We start from the raw sequence: 16,601 nt of genomic DNA, 5'->3' as shown, positions 1-16,601 counted from the left end.
ACTTTTTCTTTTTTTTAATTAATTTTTTTCAACAACTGTCTTGTCAATCATTTCAATCATTATTTTGTTAATAGGATTTTTAAGAGATAAAGGGTGCTCTTTCGGGTAATCCATTTTTAATGGCATCACTCTGAAACTGGACATGCATTGATCAGTAGACCTGAGTGCAAAGTAAGCTTTATAATCTCCATCAATGATGTTAATCATAAGGCCGATGTCTTCAGTACGGTCATGGCCAGCGATACCTTCCTCTGCATAAACTTTAAATTTTTTAACACCGTTAGAGGTAATTAGAGAATATTCAACCATATATTCATATTCATCCTCATCAAGGTCATAATCGTCGTATTCTATTATTTCACTACATTCACTGTCTGGAATGATTATATGTGATGCGCAGTATCCAAGGGAAATGTAAATCCCATCATGGTCAAGAGCTTTGGAGATAATATCGAAATATAAATTATCCAATGGCTGTGATTTATAGGGGTTGCCTAAGATTTCGGGTATGGTATGGGTTAATCCTCCATCTTCAATTACAGTGCAATAGAAATGTTTTTCACCGAGATATCCTACATTTGAAGCTTTTTCGATTGTTTTTTTAATGTCAATATTATTGGCATCTTCCATTTTCTGAGCTATTTTTAAAACATCTTCATCGCTTATCATGATCTCACCTACAAAATCATGAATATCTCATCAATACTGTTTGCTATTTTAAAAAGATCTTCCTGCTTGTATAAAAACCCTTTTTCATCCATTTCATCAATCATTTCAAGCATTTTATCAAAGAAATGGTCAATATTGAAGATTATAATTTCTTTATCGTGTTGTTTTAATTTTTTAAGGGTGATTATCTGAAAAAATTCATCTAGGGTTCCAATTCCTCCGGGAGATATGATGAATGCATCGGAATTATCAAAAAACTTTTGTTTTCTCTCATCCATAGAATCAACATAAATAAATTCACTGCAGTTTTCACATAATGGTTCAAAGTTCCTCATCCATTCTGGAGCAATTCCAATTGAGGTTCCGTCATTGTCATGGACTCCTTTTGCACATGCTCCCATCATGCCAGTGTCTCCACCACCAAAAACAAGAGTATGACCTTCTTTAGCTAGTTTACAACCTAATTCATAGGCTTTATCAGTATAAATTTCATCGATTTTTCTACTTCCTGAACCATAAAAGCAAATGTTCATTTTATCAACTCTAAATATCGGGTGTTTGTTCTGCGAGGCATAAATGACAGATTGCATCAGGATTGTCGTCCTGATTATCTTTTACAGGACAGTAATATTGTCCGTTTCTTTCTTCGACAAATAAACTTCCTGGAAATTCGCTTCCCACAGGATGAACGGGTTCTTCTAAAATGAATGTGGTGTAAAGTGCGGTAATCACATAGATTAATGCGAATTTATCATCTTGGCTGCCAAATGTTTGTTCTTTTTCTTTTTCAAAAGTTCTCTCAAGCATTGGAAATGATTCATCAAAGGAAGTTTTATCAATAGTTGAGTCAACATAGTCTTCTTTTTCCTTAACTTCCTTCATACGCATGATAAAATATTTTATATAAATTGTCAAATATTTTTCACGGTAACTGGCATGAACAAATTCTCCATCCTTTCTCATACGCGCTGTAGCCAGCATCAAATCGTTCACAGATATTATGCGGGCGTATTTTTTGAGAATTTTCATTATCCCTGACTTTAGAATTTCTTCATTTTGAGATAATTTTTTAAGTTCAGCCAGTATGTCTTCAGGTTCCATATTATTAATTTATAAAATTTATAATTAATAAAAACTATTAATCACTTTGACAATATTATTAACATATGGGGTTAGAATATGGTTGAAGATTTTATGGAGATTTCAAAAGAAGATATTGAAAATGTTGAAAATGCTTTAAAAAGTAATAGCGATTATAAATTAAAAAACACTAAATTCAATGTAAAATCATTTGAAAAAGCAAAGGATATTGTTTTAATTCAATATGTAGCTAATGTTGAAAATGAACTTGTTTTTAATACATTTGAGGAAAACGGCAAGTATTATATTTCAAATACTTTCGAATTGTTCATAGACAATATTATTAATGGCAATGTTTCACGTGATGTTTTCCAATCTGTTAGTAGCTATTTTCATGAGGTAATTGATAATCCAGATAAGGATTTCACTGATGAAAAAGATGAATTAATCAGTTTTTTACTTCTAACAGAAGATTATGAAAAAGATCAACTCGAAAATGATTTAAATCAAGATAAAATCTTAGAAGATTATAACAATGATCATGAGAGGATATACTCTGACGAATCTTTAAATAGAGTTCAGAAGAGTTTGGCTTTAAAAGAACTTGTCCACATGTCAATTTGTCAGGTGGTTAATGACATTGACTTATTTTTCACAAGACCTTTTGATTTGACTCCTGAAGAAGTTGCCGAGAAAAACAAACAAGAAGCTAAAGCACTTGAAAATGAAATGCAACTATCCTAATATTTAAGTATTATTATCTTACATAATTATTATTATCAATTAAGTTAACTGATTATATGATTAATATTACACGCAATGAGGAAGTTGTTCTAAATCAAATAAAAATATTCAATATTGAATATCCTGATGGTGTTCCAGTTAGTCTACTTAGAAAGGAGTTGGGATTTCATGAATATGATTTAGTTCAAATTCTTGAAGAGCTTCAGGATAAGAATTTAATTATTTTTAAAGATAATAAGGCCATCTTATCTGAAAGTGAAAAGGAAGTCAATACAGTTAATTCCAAAAAGGATTTGGAAGAGTTGGAGTTAAACCAAAAAGAAAGGGATTCATATAAATTGATTCAAGACTTAGTTGATGATAAAAATCTTATTTCTAAATATACTTTAGAGGGTCATTTGTTATATGGTGATTTAAAACTTAGTAATTTTAGAATGTACCATATTATATTGTCTCTTCAAAATAAAGGACTTTTAAAAACAATTAATAAGGACGATGGAGAATATTATCTTCTCGTTGGATAATATTTTTTACATTTTTCTTAATATGAAAGTATTATTAATTTCTATTTTAATCATAATATTTATATAATTAAAAAATCAAAGTATAATATAATATTGAAATTATGATGTGTTTTTTATGATGAGAATAAGTATGTCATTACCTAAAAAATTACTGGCCGATTTTGACGAAGTACTAAAAGAAAGGGGATACCAGTCTCGTTCAAAAGGAATTCGTGATGCGCTTCAAGATTATATTGTGAGATATCAATGGATGAATTCCATGGAGGGACACAGAATTGGTATAATAACAATTATCTATGATCACCACTACACAGGGGTTATGGAAAGCCTTGCAGAAATCCAACACAGTTTCAGAAATGAAATCAACACTAGTATGCACATTCATATGACTGATAAATACTGTATGGAAATTGTAGTTGTGAATGGAGATATAGCTGAAATTCGTGATTTAACCGAAAAAATCATGAGATTAAAAGGGGTTGAACACGTAAAACTTACAAGTACCGCTAACGGAGAAGATTTCAGAGAACCAGGTCATTCTCATGACCACCCACATGTTCATTAAATCTTCTTTTTACTTTTTTTTATGAAATTTAAAACCACTTCATATCATTTTGATTTATTGAAAGATAATGATAGGCTGGCTGTTTTTCACGAAGCTATTAATGATTATGATTCAAATACTGATTTAGCATATGATTTAGGTTGCGGAAGTGGGGTCCTATCTTATTTTCTAAGTTCAAAATTTAGAGAAATTATATCTTTGGAGATTGATAAAAAAGCATTTCAATGTGCTAAAGAGAATTTAGATGATTTTGAAAATATTGAAGTTATCAACAGCGACGTATTAGATTATAACTTCACAAAAAAAGCAGATTTAATAGTTTGTGAAATGCTTGATACTGCATTAATCGATGAAGAGGAAATCCCTGTCCTGAACCATGTTAAAAAATTCCTGAAATCTGATGGAAAAATCATTCCTCAAGGGATAATAAACACTGTTGAATTAGTAAACTTAGAACGGCATTATGTGCACTGGGATGAGGAATCAAAGTATGAAACTCTTTCTGATGAAATCGTTTATTCACAATTTAACTTTTTAGATGAAATTAATCCCGAATTTAAAACAACACTAAAATTAAAAGCAAATAAAGATGGTTTGGTTAATGGATTAAAGATTACTACTTATACTAAACTTAATGAAAATTTAATTGCAGGGCCACTGCCTATGTTAAACCCACCATTATTAATCCCATTGGATGAAAAGCAAATAAAAGTAAATGACTTTATAGATGTAGAGATAAAATATATTATGGGAAATGGGATTGAAAGTATAAAAACTAAATATTTATAGGTGGTAATTTGACCTTCAAATCTCAATTAAACAATTTTTTAACAGATTGTGAGAAATTAATAGTATTGGGTGTTGGCAACGAGCTTAAAAGTGATGATGGTGTAGGCCCATTCATTATAAAAAAGTTAAAAGAAGAAAACATTGAGGATAATAATTTATTATTCATTGATGGAAAAACCGTACCTGAAAACTTCACTGGAAAAATCAGGAAAGAAAAACCTACACATCTAATCATCGTTGATGCATGCCTAATGGAATCGCAACCTGGAGATATGCGGATTGTTAATAAAGAGGATTTTGCAAATATTGGTATTTCAACCCATTCAATGTCTTTATCTTTCTTTGTAAGATACCTTGAAAAAGACACAGATTTTAGAATAATATTCGTTGGTTTTGAACCTGAAACTATGGATTGGGGAGAAAAGCCAACACCAAAAGTTGAAAAAGCCGCTTATGAATTTATTGAAACATTAAAAGGAATTATATTATGAAATTATTATTTATTGGTTCAAGATTATATGATGATATTGATTGGTATGTAAAATCTAAAGGCATAGAAAGTGTCTTAACAGAATCTAATGAGAACGCAATTAACTTGGATTTGCCTGATCAGGTATTTATTGTTCCTCGTGGAATGGAAGGCCCTAAACAAGTTGCATTAATGCAAAATGTTGATGCGGTCGTTCCATTAATTGGAATTGATCCGCCATTAATTGATGTTGCCCATATGAAAGAAGAACTTGAAGCAGAATATGACATACCGGTTATTGCAGCGGGTGTACGCGCAGTTGAACTAACTTCCAACAAAATTAAAACAAAAGGATTTTACAAAGAGATTGGCGTCACAACTCCTAGTTATCAAATTTTAAATAGTCCCGATGAGTTGAAACTTGATTTTCCAGTTGTTTTAAAACAAGGCGAAGGACAAGGCGGAAAAGATATTAAAGTGGCTAGATCAATTGAAGATGTTGAGGAATATTTCAAACAATTCAACCAAGCTTTATGCGAAGAATTCATCGAAGGAGCCGAAATTTCCATTGAGGTATTGGGTTTTAATGGGGAATATGTGGCCTTGCCCCCTATATATAAAGGTGAAACTACATTAGAAGGCACTCATCCATTAAATAAAGTAAAAACAGGCCCTTGTTTGATTGACGGATTGGATAATAATCTAATTCAACACACTGCTTATAAAGTAGCTAAAAATTTAGATTCAGATGGAATTTTTGAGATGGATTTCATGTATTCTCGTAAAAACAACCAATTATATGCTATTGAAGTTAATACAAGGCCTAACGGTACAAGATATTTGACCACTGCTACTTGTGGTGTGAACTCATTATGTGAATTAGTTGATATGGCAATCGGCGAGTTTAGTTTAGCTAATATTTCCGATAAACTTCAATATTATTATTCAACTGAAATTCCAGTAGGCAATTACCAAGGCCCTGCACCAAAAGAACCGGTTAAATCTTTTGAAGACAATGATTTTGTTGTGCATGGTCCTGAAGGGTATCAAAGGGTTACAGCAAGAGCAAAATCAAAAGAAGAGCTTGAAAATTTAGTTAATGAATTAACTTAAATTTTGTTATAAGTTATAATTATATAGTATTACCTATAAATAATCTAATTGTTTAAAAGATTTATTGCGTGGTATAATGAATAATATTGAAATGTTAATTCTTTTTTTGATAACACTATGTGCTTCAATATTTTTCACATGGTATGTTAAAAGGATTTTATTACAAGCAAGGATTACAGATAACCCTATAGTTAGTGAACATAGATTTAAGAGCGGTACTCCAACAATGGGGGGCATTGCATTTTTATTTACTAGTTCTCTCATCATAGCATTATTTTTCTCTGATACTCCTATTCTTGTTGTATGTTTCATGATGCTTATTGGAGGAATTGTAGGGTTAGTGGATGATTTAATCGGGCTCAAGATTAAAGAAGTCCAAAAGCTTGTGGTAAACATTTCAGATGAAGTCATTACTTTAGGAAGATTAGATGTGCAACCTAATGAGGAAGTGAGGGTTGCAACTCCAAAAGCAAAAGCGGAAGTAGAAGATTTTCTTAAAGAAGGTAAAGTTGAAGTCATTGGAGAAGTTCCAATTAAAACAGAACCAGAAGAACTTGAAAAAATCATTTGTCAAATTGTTATAGGTTTATTTTTAGGATTGACTGGTGTCGTAACAACATTAGGCGGATTTACATTAGGGTGGTTATCCATTCCAGTTTGCATTATAGCAATCCTTGGATGTATAAATTCAGTTAATCTTATTGATGGTATGGACGGTCTAGCAGCAGGTATTGTTGGAATCGCATCACTCGCATGTTGTATTTATGGGGAGTTATTTGGACAGCCAACAATTCTTCCACCATTTTTAATCATAGCCGGAATATGTTTTGGATTTTTAGTATTTAATAAATATCCTGCAAAGATATTTATGGGGGATACTGGATCATTTGTATTGGGCGTAGGTTATGCAACAGCAGTTTTAATAGGCGATATTCCCTACTTTGGTGTTCTTGCATTAGGAGTGCCGATTATTTCAGTCGTTGTTAGTTTATTACATCGTGCCCATATTATTAAATTACCGGTGGAACCGCTACACCATACTTTAAATCATTATGGTATGTCTGAAACTAAAATTGTATTCACATATTGGGGAACTACAGTATTATTATGTATCATTGGGATACTAGCCAAGATGTACATATTCTAATTTCTTTTTTTGGGGATGGTAAAATGGATATTCAGGATTTGGTTAAATCTATAAATGGAAAACTTTATGGGAATGACGACTTTTTTTCCATTGATGGTTTTACAGGAAAAATTACTTTTTTACGTGATGCTCATACTGGAGATATAGTCATTAGAGAGGAAATTGATTCAACAGGAGTTGAAATGGCATTTAATAGGAATATTGCTTGCCTTATAACACCCAAACCTAAAGATGGAGCTATTGAAACTGCTCAACGTTTATGTTTCCCATTAATTGTTATACCCAACATTGAAATAGCAAAGGAGTATGTATCTAAATATTCAGAAGAAAATAAACAAGCTTCTAGCAGAAAAAGAGACACCATTCATAATTTGGTTCATCAGGTTGAAGATAAAATTCCCGATAAGGAGGATATTCTGGAGGAGATTACAGATAAAATTCCCTTTTTACATGAGGAAGAGAAACTTCCAGACAATGGATTAGGCGATATAAATTTGTTAGTTCAAAAAGTCAACGGCAAACTTTATGGTAACTCTGACTTTTTCTCCATAGAAGGTTTTACAGGCAAATTCACTTTTTTAAATGAAGCTCACACTGGAGATATAGTTATCAGGCATTGGATTAATGGAACCGGTGTAGAAATGGCGTTTAATAAAAATATTGCTTGCCTCATTACACAAACTCCTAAAGATGGAGCTATTGAAACTGCTCAACGTTTGGGCTTTCCATTAATAGTTACAGATAAAATAGAACTTGCAAATGCATTTGCACTTTCACACACTGTAAAAAAATATTCTCCAAACTCAACAAATATTGTTATTACAGGAACAAACGGAAAATCAACAACATCCCATTTAATTTATCATATTTTAAATAATGCCGGCTATCACGTACTAACAAATACTGATAGCGAATCCGAATTTAATACATTAATTGACCCTATGGTTTCTAAATTAATCTCAGATGAAGTTATTGCAAATGGCAAACTGGATTATTTGGTGATTGAAGTATCTGAAGTTCAGGGATGGCTTGACAAATTAATGGAAAATCATGCTGCATTAATGAGTGAAGCCATTCAACCTAATGTGGGAGTCATAACCAATATTGCAATGGACCATATCGGTCTTGTAAATTCAATTGATGATGTTTTCAATGAAATCAAAGCGGTGCCGCATGCTATTGGTGATGGAATAACTGTTTTAAATTATGATGATGAGTTAGTAAGAAAACTCGATGCTAAAAATCCGTTTTATACATCAATGTCTCCATTAAATGAAGAAAATGCTGTTTATTTTGATGGAGAGAATATTGTTTATAATAATAATTCAATTTTAACAATTGATGAACTGCCATTCAAAGGCAATCACTTCATACAAAATATCTTATCAGCTATTGGAGCATGCATTTCTTTAGGCATCGATATTGATAAAATAGTCGAAGGCGTTAAAACTTATAAAGCATTGAATAGAAGATTTGCAAAATTAAATGATGAGCCATTAATTTATGATGATTTTGCCCATAATCCTGATGGAATCAAAGCAACAATATCTGAAACTCTTAAATTACTTCCTAAAAATCAAAAACTACATGTTGCTTGTGCAATAAGAGGTTCCAGAGGTGTTGAGATTAATCAATTAAATGTTGATGCATTAGTTGAATCAATGAATGAGAATATAGAATTATACTTGTCTTCAAGTAAAGATGTAGTAAATGAATTAAACTTTGTTGAAGATGATGAAAGAGAAGTATTCTTCAACACTTTAAATAAAAATAACATTGATTATACTCATTTTGATAACTTAAAAGATTGTTTAAAAGAAGTTTTTGGAAAAGCAGATAAGAAAGATGTTATTTTGCTGATTGGTGCTCAGGGAATGGATCCTGCGGAGTCACTTTTAAAAGACATAATAAAAATTTAAATATTATATTAATTTAATATAATAAATGTATAATTTATTCTTTTGTTAAGAATATTGATGCTTAGAGGAAATAAACATGTTTATAAAGATTAGAAGAGACACATTAATTATTTTATTGTTAGCGTTTATTTTAATTCTTTGTGGCCGTTTAATCACATATGTTGCTTTTGCATCCTCTGATGATATTAATGATGGCGTTCCAATATCTGGAGTCATTATTAAAGGTAATGATATTGTTCCTGTAGATTCAATTAGAGCTAATGTAATGCAGGCGGGTTTCAGGGACGGTAGTGTAATATATGGAGATATTTTAAAAACTTCTAAAAGAGAAGTTTCCCTGCAGGATGCGATACAGACGGCGCAGGAATTTGCAACATGGTCGACAGTGCCAGGTACATCTGTAGAACCGATTACCGCTGCAGATGTGCAAGTAGATAAGAATACTGGTGTTGTGACCGTAACCGTTATAGAAGACTTTTCGTCTGTGGAATTTGAGAATAAAACTGGGGCGAGTAAATGAAGTATAAAAGATTTCACGCGTCAATTGTTTTTTTAATTATAATTTTAATGACTATGAGTAGTGTTGCCGCTACTTGTAATGTTATAATTATCACTGACCCTACCGGTAGCGATCCAAATGGTGCTGCAGCTGGAAGTATGTCATTTGCAGAAAACATGTTCCAGTCAACATTTTTAATGTCTAAAAATAATCATTTTGCGGTTCTTTCCGGGGGTACTGGTAGTTCTGATACTAGGTTGGAATCTATTGTTGATGCAGTTGCAAGTCTAGAAAATAATGCATCAGCAGCATCAGCAGCGGCATCTGCAAGCCGATTTAAGGGGGCTCGTCTGTTAGTTGGAGGTCCAGGAATTGGTGCGGCAATTGGCGGTTCCTTTGATGCATATGTTATCACAGTAGATGAATACAGTAATAATATTAAAGTAACTCCATATTCAAGTGGAGTGGCTACTCTACAGCCAGGTCAAAAAGGAGCTATTATTCACTTAAGGAATACTGAAGGAAATCCAATGTATGGTACTGCAAACTCCGTTAGAAAAGAAACGGCAATGAATATTGGAAAAATGATTAGGGACGGATATCCGGCCACTACTATTCTTTCAGAAGCTATGGGTGAAGTAGCTAAAGATGCAGGAGAGAAATATGGTGGAGGTGGAGTGAATTTAGTTTCAGGAATTTCCACTGGAGACATGTTTACTCCTAAAGACATGAATCAAACTGGGTATCCGATGGATGAACAATATTCTAAGGTTTGTGACGATTGTGGATGGGCTGTCGGTTATCCTCTGTCGGACTCTTATGATAAATGTCCTGTTTGTGGAGCAGACATTAGAGTTGTTTATGCTTATGAATCATTAGGTAATGCTTTAACAGTCAGTCCGAATGCAGTCAGTGTTTCAGTTTATGGAAGTGATAAACCGGGATTGGCATCCACTACTTCCGAAATTGTTTATGCATCAGTTGCAAAGTATGGATATGATGCATCCGCTATTGCAGGTTCCATTAATAGAGGAATTGATAATGGACTTTTAATGGGTGTTGACCATGTTGAACCTAAGGATATTAATGTAAAACAAGGTTCAAAGGCTGTTGGTGTTTATTATAATGCCCTTCCTGGAGATAGGTCTTCTCCAGCATGGGATTTGCCTATTGATGGCAATATATTAAATATTTTAGGAAGCATACAAACTGCGGTAGGTATTATTTTAATACTTCTCGTGGTCTTTAGATCAAGATTGTTAAAATCATTCCAGAATAGGTGAGGTCATGGCGTTAATATTAGTTAGAGGAGAGAATAATTCTAAATTGCTTAATGCAATCACTGATATGGAACGTCATGGTAATTTAACTTTAACTACAAAGCCTAAAGTTATTGATGCTTCTTTTGCAGATTCATTGGTTGAGGGAATTTTAAATTCCAAGCTTAAAACTAAATCCAATGTTGCCATTGCATTTTTTGTAAAAGAAGACACAACTTTAAGCATTATGCAGGTTAAAAAAATTCATCCTCCAGCTCATGTTGTAGTTGTAAGTGATGAATATGGAGCATATTCTAAATTGGAATATGTTTTGAATAAAGCTGATAATTTTCAGGGTTATAATTCTGTAAAAGCTGTTAATGATGGGATGATTGACTATAAAATAAATAAAAAAGAAAGGCACATCAAAAATGATAAATTAAATAGCTATACTAAATAGCTATTTTCTTTTGATTTTCATAATGTTGCCTAATGTTCTTTCTCCAGACGAACTGTTAATAAATTGATTTAAATCAACATTGTCTAAATCTTCAAGTAGCTTTATATTCAATGCTTTTTCTAATTTTTTTGTAAGTTTATTGTCCGGAGTCATTTTGCCTGTTTCAATTCTTGTTATAACTGAAACTCTTTCGTTAATCTTTTTACCTAAATCTTCGCGAGACCAATTTTTAGACTCTCTGGCTTTTCTAACTTCTAAACTAAAGTCTTCAATTAACTCTTCTGTCGGTTCGTCATTTCTGGAGTAAGGTCTATTTCGAGTAGTTGCAGGTCTTTTTGATTTATTGTTCTGTTTTACGTATTTAGGTTTTGGTGGAGCTTTTTGAATTTTACCAAGTTTTGAGCACTCTTTACATACAACCATAACTGATCCTTCAATTTTAGCTTTAATTGGATTGTTTTCTGGTACTGGTTTACCGCAGATTTCACATTCCATTTTAATCAGTTCCTCCACATTTTATAATTAATATTATATTATTTTTATTATTTAATTATTGTTAGTATAAAATAAAATGAATACCTTTAAATACTTTAAAGTTACTAATTGTTATTAAAGTAACATATTGTAGAAATATATTAACTAACTGGAGTTGATTCACATGAATGATTTTAACGATTTGGAAAATTCTTCAAAAGAGGAATTAATTGAACAAGTTGAATCTTTAAAAGAGGAAATTGTTCTTTTAAGAGAAGAAAAATCCAAAGCTAAAAGTAACTTAATGTGGAAAGTTAGGAAATTAGAAAAGGATAAAGTCTTAATTGAGAATGAAAAAATTAGACTTGAAAGAGAAACTAAATCCTTACGATCCGAAGTGGATAGATTCAGATCCCCTCCTTTAGTACTCGCTACTATTACAGAAGTTTTAGATGATCACAGAATGACCGTGAAAAGCAGTACTGGACCTAGTTTTCTTGTTAATTACTCAAAATTCTTAGATGAAAAATTATTAGTGCCTGGTTCAAGGGTAGCATTAAATCAACAAACCTTTGGTATTGTGGAAGTATTACCATCAGAAAAAGATGCAAATGTATCTGGAATGGAAATAGAAACTAAACCGGACATTACTTATGAGCAAATCGGCGGTTTGGAAGAACAAATCAGAGAAGTGAAAGAAACTGTGGAACTTCCATTAACTGAACCGGAACTATTCGAAAAGGTAGGTATTGAACCGCCTAAAGGTATATTGTTATATGGTCCGCCGGGAACAGGTAAGACTTTACTTGCTAAAGCGGTAGCTAATGAAACTAATGCAACTTTTATCAAAATCGTTGCTTCTGAATTCGTTAAAAAATACATTGGAGAAGGGGCAAGGCTTGTTCGCGAAGTATTCGAACTTGCAAAGGAAAAAGCTCCTGCCATTATATTCATAGATGAATTAGATGCTGTAGCCGCTAAAAGACTTAAAAGTTCAACTAGTGGAGACAGGGAAGTTCAAAGAACTTTAATGCAACTTTTAGCAGAACTTGATGGATTTGAATCAAGAGGAGACATTGGAATTATAGGTGCAACCAATAGGCCGGATATTCTAGACCCTGCACTCTTACGTCCAGGTCGTTTTGACAGATTCATTGAAGTTCCACTTCCGAACATAGATGGAAGACGCGAAATTCTTAAAATCCATACTAAAAACATGTCACTAGATGAAGAAGCAGATATTGACTTGCTTGCTGAGCTAACTGATGAATTGTCTGGTGCAGATTTAAAAGCAGTATGTACTGAAGCCGGTATGTTTGCAATTCGTGAAAAACGTGATAAGATTACCGTAGATGACTTTATGGATGCTATTGATAAAGTTATGAGCAAATCTAAAGAAGATGAATTGTTCAAAACAGAAGCTGGCGTAATGTTTGGTTAAATCTAATTAAATAATAAGCCTATGATGAACCCTATGAGCTCTGATATGTGATGAATGATGGGCGAGCTGAGGCTTATTTTAATATCTTTTTTTACTAAAACTTTATTTAAAAGTAAATTCAATGTATAATTATGTTATTTAATAATAAAGATGGAAGAACTGCTGATAGAATACTCTATCAAACTAAGCCGAATATGCTTTTAGGTTGTAAGAAAGCAATTTTTGGAGTTATTTTATTAATAGTTATTTTATCACTTTCACCTATTGCTATTAAGTTTATAGGGAAAATGCAAGTTTATTTAATATCCTATATTAAACTTCCCCTAACAAGTTATTTAGCTATTGCCTTTTTTGTTATAATCCTTGTCAATGTTATTTACATAATCTGGCAATTGATAGGTTGGTATTCAGTTGAATACATTTTAACTGATACAAAAATTATTATTAAATCCGGTGTATTGTCCACTAAAAAAAATTACATGCCTTATTCTACAATTCAGGATCTCAATACTTCTCAAAATATTCTTGAAAAGATTTTCAATGTCGGCTCTGTTTCAGTATTCAGTGCTTATGACAATAATCTGTTGGAGTTAAGCAACATATCAAATCCATCAGAAGTTGAAGAGATCATATTCTCAAGAATGGTTGGGCCAAGAAGTTTTCAGGCTCCTCCTCAAAGATTTCCACAATATGAACCTCATGAAAGACTTTTATCCGAGGATGAGGATTACTTGGGAAGAAATGATTACTATGACGAATTCGAGCCAATCACCCCAATAACCCATGAGAGAAATTACTCCCCAAGAAGGGAATATGAATATTATCCTGAAGATTTTTCACAAAACCAACCCCCAAGGCATCAGTATGATTATGAACCTTATGATGCAGGATATCATAACCGCCAAAATGGCCGTTCCCAAGGCAGGCATTATAATCAAGTAAGGGATGATTATTCCTATAGAAACGAGGATTACTATCCTCATAATGAACGCGACATTTATTATGAGGAAGTCGTTGAAGAAGTTCCCCAAGATGATTTTGAAGACGTGTCCGAAAAAGCCATAAAAAGACATTTTGACAAATTTAAGAAATAAGGTAGGATAATGAATTTTGATTATGATGTTGTAATTGTTGGAGCGGGACCAGTAGGTTCAACAATTTCATATTACCTCGCACAAAATGGATTAAATGTAGCCGTTGTTGAAAAGAAAAAACAAATAGGATATCCGCTACAATGCGCAGGAATTTTAAGCAAACATATTTTTGAAAATAATGAGCTGCCTGAGGAGGTTATTTTAAATTCAGTTAAAGGAGCGTTTCTCCATACCAAAAATCATATTCTCAATGTTGAAAAACAGGAAAATGTTGCTTATGTAATCGATAGAAGTGGATATGACCAATATTTGCTAAATCGAGCTATTGAAAATGGTGTCAAACTTATAAATCATAAAGTAATTGATGTAAATGCTGAAAAGGGAATAACCTATTTTTCCAATAATGAGTTCATCACTTCAAAAATTATTGTGGCATGTGACGGGTATAACTCAAAAATATCCTCAATCATAGGGAACGCTCAACAAAATTTCCCGGCATCACAAATGCTTGTTTCAATAGATGGGGAATTTATGAATAGTTTTAGAAAATCAAATAAAACATTGGATGATTATGTGGACACTTACTTGTTTGAATATATTCTTCCGGGATTTTTATGGATTATTCCTCTGAAAAACAATCAGTATAGGGTTGGACTATTTTCAAATCATTCTCACAAACAGCAAAACGAATTTTTAATAAACTTTTTAAATGAAAATTTTAATTATGAAATTATAGAAAAATATAAAGGATTTATTCCAATTTATAATAATAAAAATAAACTGGTAAAAAATAGAGTGCTTTTAATTGGTGATGCGGCCTCACAGGTAAAACCAACTTCAGGCGGAGGTTTGCTAATCGCATTTGATAGCTGTAAAATAGCAAGCAAATACATAACAGAAGCTATTAAAAAGGACAATATTAAAATATTAAGTGGTTATCAGGAAGAATTTATTAAAAAGTATTCAAAAGAATTCAACTATCAGTTTAAAGTACAAAACACTCTTAATCTATTGAATGATAAAGATTTGGATTATCTATTTGAAAAATTACGGGAAAATGAATGTGAAAAAATTATCTCTGAATATGGAGATATGGACAATCAATCAAAACTTGTAAAAGAATTTATAAAAAGAGGTCTAATATTTAAGATTATTCCAACATTTCTTTTTAAAAAAGTGGCAAATATATTTGGATTTAGGTGAATTTTAATGGAATTATTATGTATACAATCACAAGAACACCCGGAATTGCCTTTAGCTGAACTAAAAGCAGTTATCGAATGTGAAAATATTGAAGCTAAAATTGATGATGTAGCCGAGGGTTTAGTTATCTTAAAAGATATCTCAAGTGATAAAATATATGAGTACTATAAGATTCTGACAAAAAGATTAGGTTATACTCATGAAATACATGAAATGATAATTAAATCTAACATCGATGATTTGGCTGAAGACCTCCAGACTGTGGAATGGTCCAAATACATTAATGAAACATTCGCAGTTCGTGTAAAAAGATTGCACTCTGAAATTGATACTGTGGGTACTGAAAGAGAAATCGGAACATTAATCCTGGAGAATAGCGAGAATATTAAAGTTAATTTATCTAAACCAAAAACATTAATAAGAGTCGCTGCTTTTGGAAATGATTTATATGTAGCTATTGAAAGGATAAAACTAAATAAGAAACATTTTGAAGACAGCAAACCTCATAAACGACCATTCTTTTATCCCGGATCAATGAATCCGAAATTAGCAAGATGCATGGTTAATCTATCAAGAATCAAAGAAGGGGAATTATTGCTTGATCCTTTTTGCGGTACCGGAGGAATACTTATAGAAGCCGGATTAATAGGATGTAAGGTAGTGGGGTCTGATGTTTACTGGAAAATGAAAAATGGAACGGCCATCAATCTTGATTATTATGGAATTACCGATTATAGAACCTTTCATCTTGATGTCCGCGAACTAAAAATGTATGAAAAGGTATCTAGTGTTGTTACAGATCCTCCTTATGGAATTTCTACTTCAACAGGGGATGTTGATGGTGATGAAATTTTTAAGGAATTTTTCCATGCGATTTATGATAATATGAGGGATGACGCTTACTTATGTATGGCCTCACCGCATTATGTTGATTTAAAACCGATGGTTGACGAAGTTGGTTTTGTGATAGTGGAGCAATATGCTATCAAAATGCATAGAAGTTTAACAAGAATCATTTCTGTTATAAGAAAAAAATAAATTAAGGGATAAGTTTATATACTACTTGTTTATTTTTTTGTTTTTAAGGGGTTAAATCTTATTAACTCCCTTTAATTTTATTATTTTCTTGAATTGTTTTTTTAATTTTGATTT

Annotated in this window: 19 protein-coding genes; 15 read left to right on the top strand and 4 right to left on the bottom strand. The window is 32.1% G+C overall.

The genetic code is table 11. The features are described 5' to 3' along the window. Positions 1–18: 18 nt before the first annotated feature. From IKS50_RS06725 to IKS50_RS06715, 3 genes are read right to left on the bottom strand one after another with little or no spacing between them, the layout of a single operon-like run. Positions 19–669, bottom strand: a complete 651-nt coding sequence (locus tag IKS50_RS06725; protein ID WP_292847342.1) for a hypothetical protein — start codon at positions 667–669, stop codon at positions 19–21. 8 nt (positions 670–677) lie between these two features. Next, positions 678–1,202, bottom strand: a complete 525-nt coding sequence (locus IKS50_RS06720; protein WP_292847339.1) for a TIGR00730 family Rossman fold protein — start codon at positions 1,200–1,202, stop codon at positions 678–680. A gap of 10 nt (positions 1,203–1,212) precedes the next feature. Next, entirely contained in the window at positions 1,213–1,770 is a 558-nt protein-coding gene (locus tag IKS50_RS06715) for a DUF2115 domain-containing protein (protein WP_292847335.1), read from the bottom strand. A gap of 78 nt (positions 1,771–1,848) precedes the next feature. Between IKS50_RS06715 and IKS50_RS06710 the strand changes: the two genes are divergently transcribed. The 11 genes from IKS50_RS06710 (at position 1,849) to IKS50_RS06660 (ending at position 11,237) form a co-directional block, all read left to right on the top strand. Beyond that, positions 1,849–2,493 (top strand): hypothetical protein, encoded by a 645-nt coding sequence (locus IKS50_RS06710; RefSeq protein ID WP_292847332.1) that lies wholly within the window; start codon positions 1,849–1,851, stop codon positions 2,491–2,493. Positions 2,494–2,549: 56 nt separating this feature from the next. Beyond that, complete coding sequence (locus IKS50_RS06705; RefSeq protein WP_292847329.1) at positions 2,550–3,017, top strand: hypothetical protein; 468 nt, start codon at positions 2,550–2,552, stop codon at positions 3,015–3,017. A 115-nt stretch (positions 3,018–3,132) separates the two neighbouring features. After that, positions 3,133–3,582: a nickel-responsive transcriptional regulator NikR gene (gene nikR / locus IKS50_RS06700; protein ID WP_292847326.1), complete on the top strand. Its 450-nt coding sequence runs from the start codon at positions 3,133–3,135 to the stop codon at positions 3,580–3,582. A 57-nt stretch (positions 3,583–3,639) separates the two neighbouring features. Then, complete coding sequence (locus tag IKS50_RS06695) at positions 3,640–4,371, top strand: methyltransferase domain-containing protein (protein ID WP_292847323.1); 732 nt, start codon at positions 3,640–3,642, stop codon at positions 4,369–4,371. 8 nt (positions 4,372–4,379) lie between these two features. Next, positions 4,380–4,862 (top strand): hydrogenase maturation peptidase HycI, encoded by a 483-nt coding sequence (gene hycI / locus IKS50_RS06690; protein WP_292847320.1) that lies wholly within the window; start codon positions 4,380–4,382, stop codon positions 4,860–4,862. Further along, a complete protein-coding gene (locus IKS50_RS06685; RefSeq protein ID WP_292847317.1) occupies positions 4,859–5,953 on the top strand; it encodes an acetyl-CoA carboxylase biotin carboxylase subunit family protein in 1,095 nt (364 codons plus the stop codon). Before hycI ends, IKS50_RS06685 begins: the two co-directional genes overlap by 4 nt. A gap of 64 nt (positions 5,954–6,017) precedes the next feature. After that, positions 6,018–7,100 carry a glycosyltransferase family 4 protein gene (locus IKS50_RS06680; protein WP_292847314.1) on the top strand — a complete coding sequence of 361 codons (1,083 nt, stop codon included), beginning with the start codon at positions 6,018–6,020 and terminating at the stop codon, positions 7,098–7,100. Positions 7,101–7,588: 488 nt separating this feature from the next. Next, positions 7,589–9,019, top strand: coding sequence for a Mur ligase family protein (locus tag IKS50_RS06675; RefSeq protein ID WP_366664944.1), 1,431 nt, complete (start codon positions 7,589–7,591; stop codon positions 9,017–9,019). A gap of 76 nt (positions 9,020–9,095) precedes the next feature. After that, entirely contained in the window at positions 9,096–9,539 is a 444-nt protein-coding gene (locus IKS50_RS06670) for a hypothetical protein (RefSeq protein WP_292847308.1), read from the top strand. Further along, on the top strand, positions 9,536–10,801 hold the full coding sequence (locus IKS50_RS06665; RefSeq protein WP_292847306.1) for a hypothetical protein: 1,266 nt from the start codon (positions 9,536–9,538) through the stop codon (positions 10,799–10,801). The genes IKS50_RS06670 and IKS50_RS06665 overlap by 4 nt, the downstream gene beginning before the upstream one ends. 4 nt (positions 10,802–10,805) lie before the next feature. Further along, positions 10,806–11,237, top strand: a complete 432-nt coding sequence (locus IKS50_RS06660; protein WP_292847303.1) for a DUF356 domain-containing protein — start codon at positions 10,806–10,808, stop codon at positions 11,235–11,237. Here IKS50_RS06660 and IKS50_RS06655 read toward each other — a convergent pair whose 3' ends face one another. Further along, complete coding sequence (locus IKS50_RS06655; protein WP_292847300.1) at positions 11,238–11,732, bottom strand: multiprotein bridging factor aMBF1; 495 nt, start codon at positions 11,730–11,732, stop codon at positions 11,238–11,240. A gap of 163 nt (positions 11,733–11,895) precedes the next feature. Between IKS50_RS06655 and IKS50_RS06650 the strand changes: the two genes are divergently transcribed. From IKS50_RS06650 to IKS50_RS06635, 4 genes are all read left to right on the top strand, one after another. After that, on the top strand, positions 11,896–13,152 hold the full coding sequence (locus tag IKS50_RS06650) for a proteasome-activating nucleotidase (protein ID WP_394357528.1): 1,257 nt from the start codon (positions 11,896–11,898) through the stop codon (positions 13,150–13,152). A gap of 131 nt (positions 13,153–13,283) precedes the next feature. Beyond that, positions 13,284–14,246 carry a PH domain-containing protein gene (locus tag IKS50_RS06645; protein WP_292847297.1) on the top strand — a complete coding sequence of 321 codons (963 nt, stop codon included), beginning with the start codon at positions 13,284–13,286 and terminating at the stop codon, positions 14,244–14,246. Positions 14,247–14,255: 9 nt separating this feature from the next. Beyond that, positions 14,256–15,449 (top strand): NAD(P)/FAD-dependent oxidoreductase, encoded by a 1,194-nt coding sequence (locus IKS50_RS06640; RefSeq protein ID WP_292847294.1) that lies wholly within the window; start codon positions 14,256–14,258, stop codon positions 15,447–15,449. Positions 15,450–15,455: 6 nt separating this feature from the next. Then, a complete protein-coding gene (locus IKS50_RS06635; RefSeq protein ID WP_292847291.1) occupies positions 15,456–16,487 on the top strand; it encodes a TIGR01177 family methyltransferase in 1,032 nt (343 codons plus the stop codon). Positions 16,488–16,601: the final 114 nt, after the last annotated feature.

It is taken from the genome of Methanobrevibacter sp. (assembly GCF_017539065.1).
GTDB lineage: Archaea > Methanobacteriota > Methanobacteria > Methanobacteriales > Methanobacteriaceae > Methanocatella.
The sequence above is the reverse complement of the archived record's forward strand: the minus strand, read 5'-3'. Positions and strand labels throughout refer to the sequence as shown.

Coding starts and splice junctions, on each gene's coding strand:
- IKS50_RS06725 (WP_292847342.1), bottom strand. CDS start 669: ATGATAAGCGATGAAGATGTTTTAAAAATAGCTCAGAAAATGGAAGAT.
- IKS50_RS06720 (WP_292847339.1), bottom strand. CDS start 1,202: ATGAACATTTGCTTTTATGGTTCAGGAAGTAGAAAAATCGATGAAATT.
- IKS50_RS06715 (WP_292847335.1), bottom strand. CDS start 1,770: ATGGAACCTGAAGACATACTGGCTGAACTTAAAAAATTATCTCAAAAT.
- IKS50_RS06710 (WP_292847332.1), top strand. CDS start 1,849: ATGGTTGAAGATTTTATGGAGATTTCAAAAGAAGATATTGAAAATGTT.
- IKS50_RS06705 (WP_292847329.1), top strand. CDS start 2,550: ATGATTAATATTACACGCAATGAGGAAGTTGTTCTAAATCAAATAAAA.
- nikR (WP_292847326.1), top strand. CDS start 3,133: ATGATGAGAATAAGTATGTCATTACCTAAAAAATTACTGGCCGATTTT.
- IKS50_RS06685 (WP_292847317.1), top strand. CDS start 4,859: ATGAAATTATTATTTATTGGTTCAAGATTATATGATGATATTGATTGG.
- IKS50_RS06670 (WP_292847308.1), top strand. CDS start 9,096: ATGTTTATAAAGATTAGAAGAGACACATTAATTATTTTATTGTTAGCG.
- IKS50_RS06665 (WP_292847306.1), top strand. CDS start 9,536: ATGAAGTATAAAAGATTTCACGCGTCAATTGTTTTTTTAATTATAATT.
- IKS50_RS06660 (WP_292847303.1), top strand. CDS start 10,806: ATGGCGTTAATATTAGTTAGAGGAGAGAATAATTCTAAATTGCTTAAT.
- IKS50_RS06655 (WP_292847300.1), bottom strand. CDS start 11,732: ATGGAATGTGAAATCTGCGGTAAACCAGTACCAGAAAACAATCCAATT.
- IKS50_RS06650 (WP_394357528.1), top strand. CDS start 11,896: ATGAATGATTTTAACGATTTGGAAAATTCTTCAAAAGAGGAATTAATT.
- IKS50_RS06645 (WP_292847297.1), top strand. CDS start 13,284: ATGTTATTTAATAATAAAGATGGAAGAACTGCTGATAGAATACTCTAT.
- IKS50_RS06640 (WP_292847294.1), top strand. CDS start 14,256: ATGAATTTTGATTATGATGTTGTAATTGTTGGAGCGGGACCAGTAGGT.
- IKS50_RS06635 (WP_292847291.1), top strand. CDS start 15,456: ATGGAATTATTATGTATACAATCACAAGAACACCCGGAATTGCCTTTA.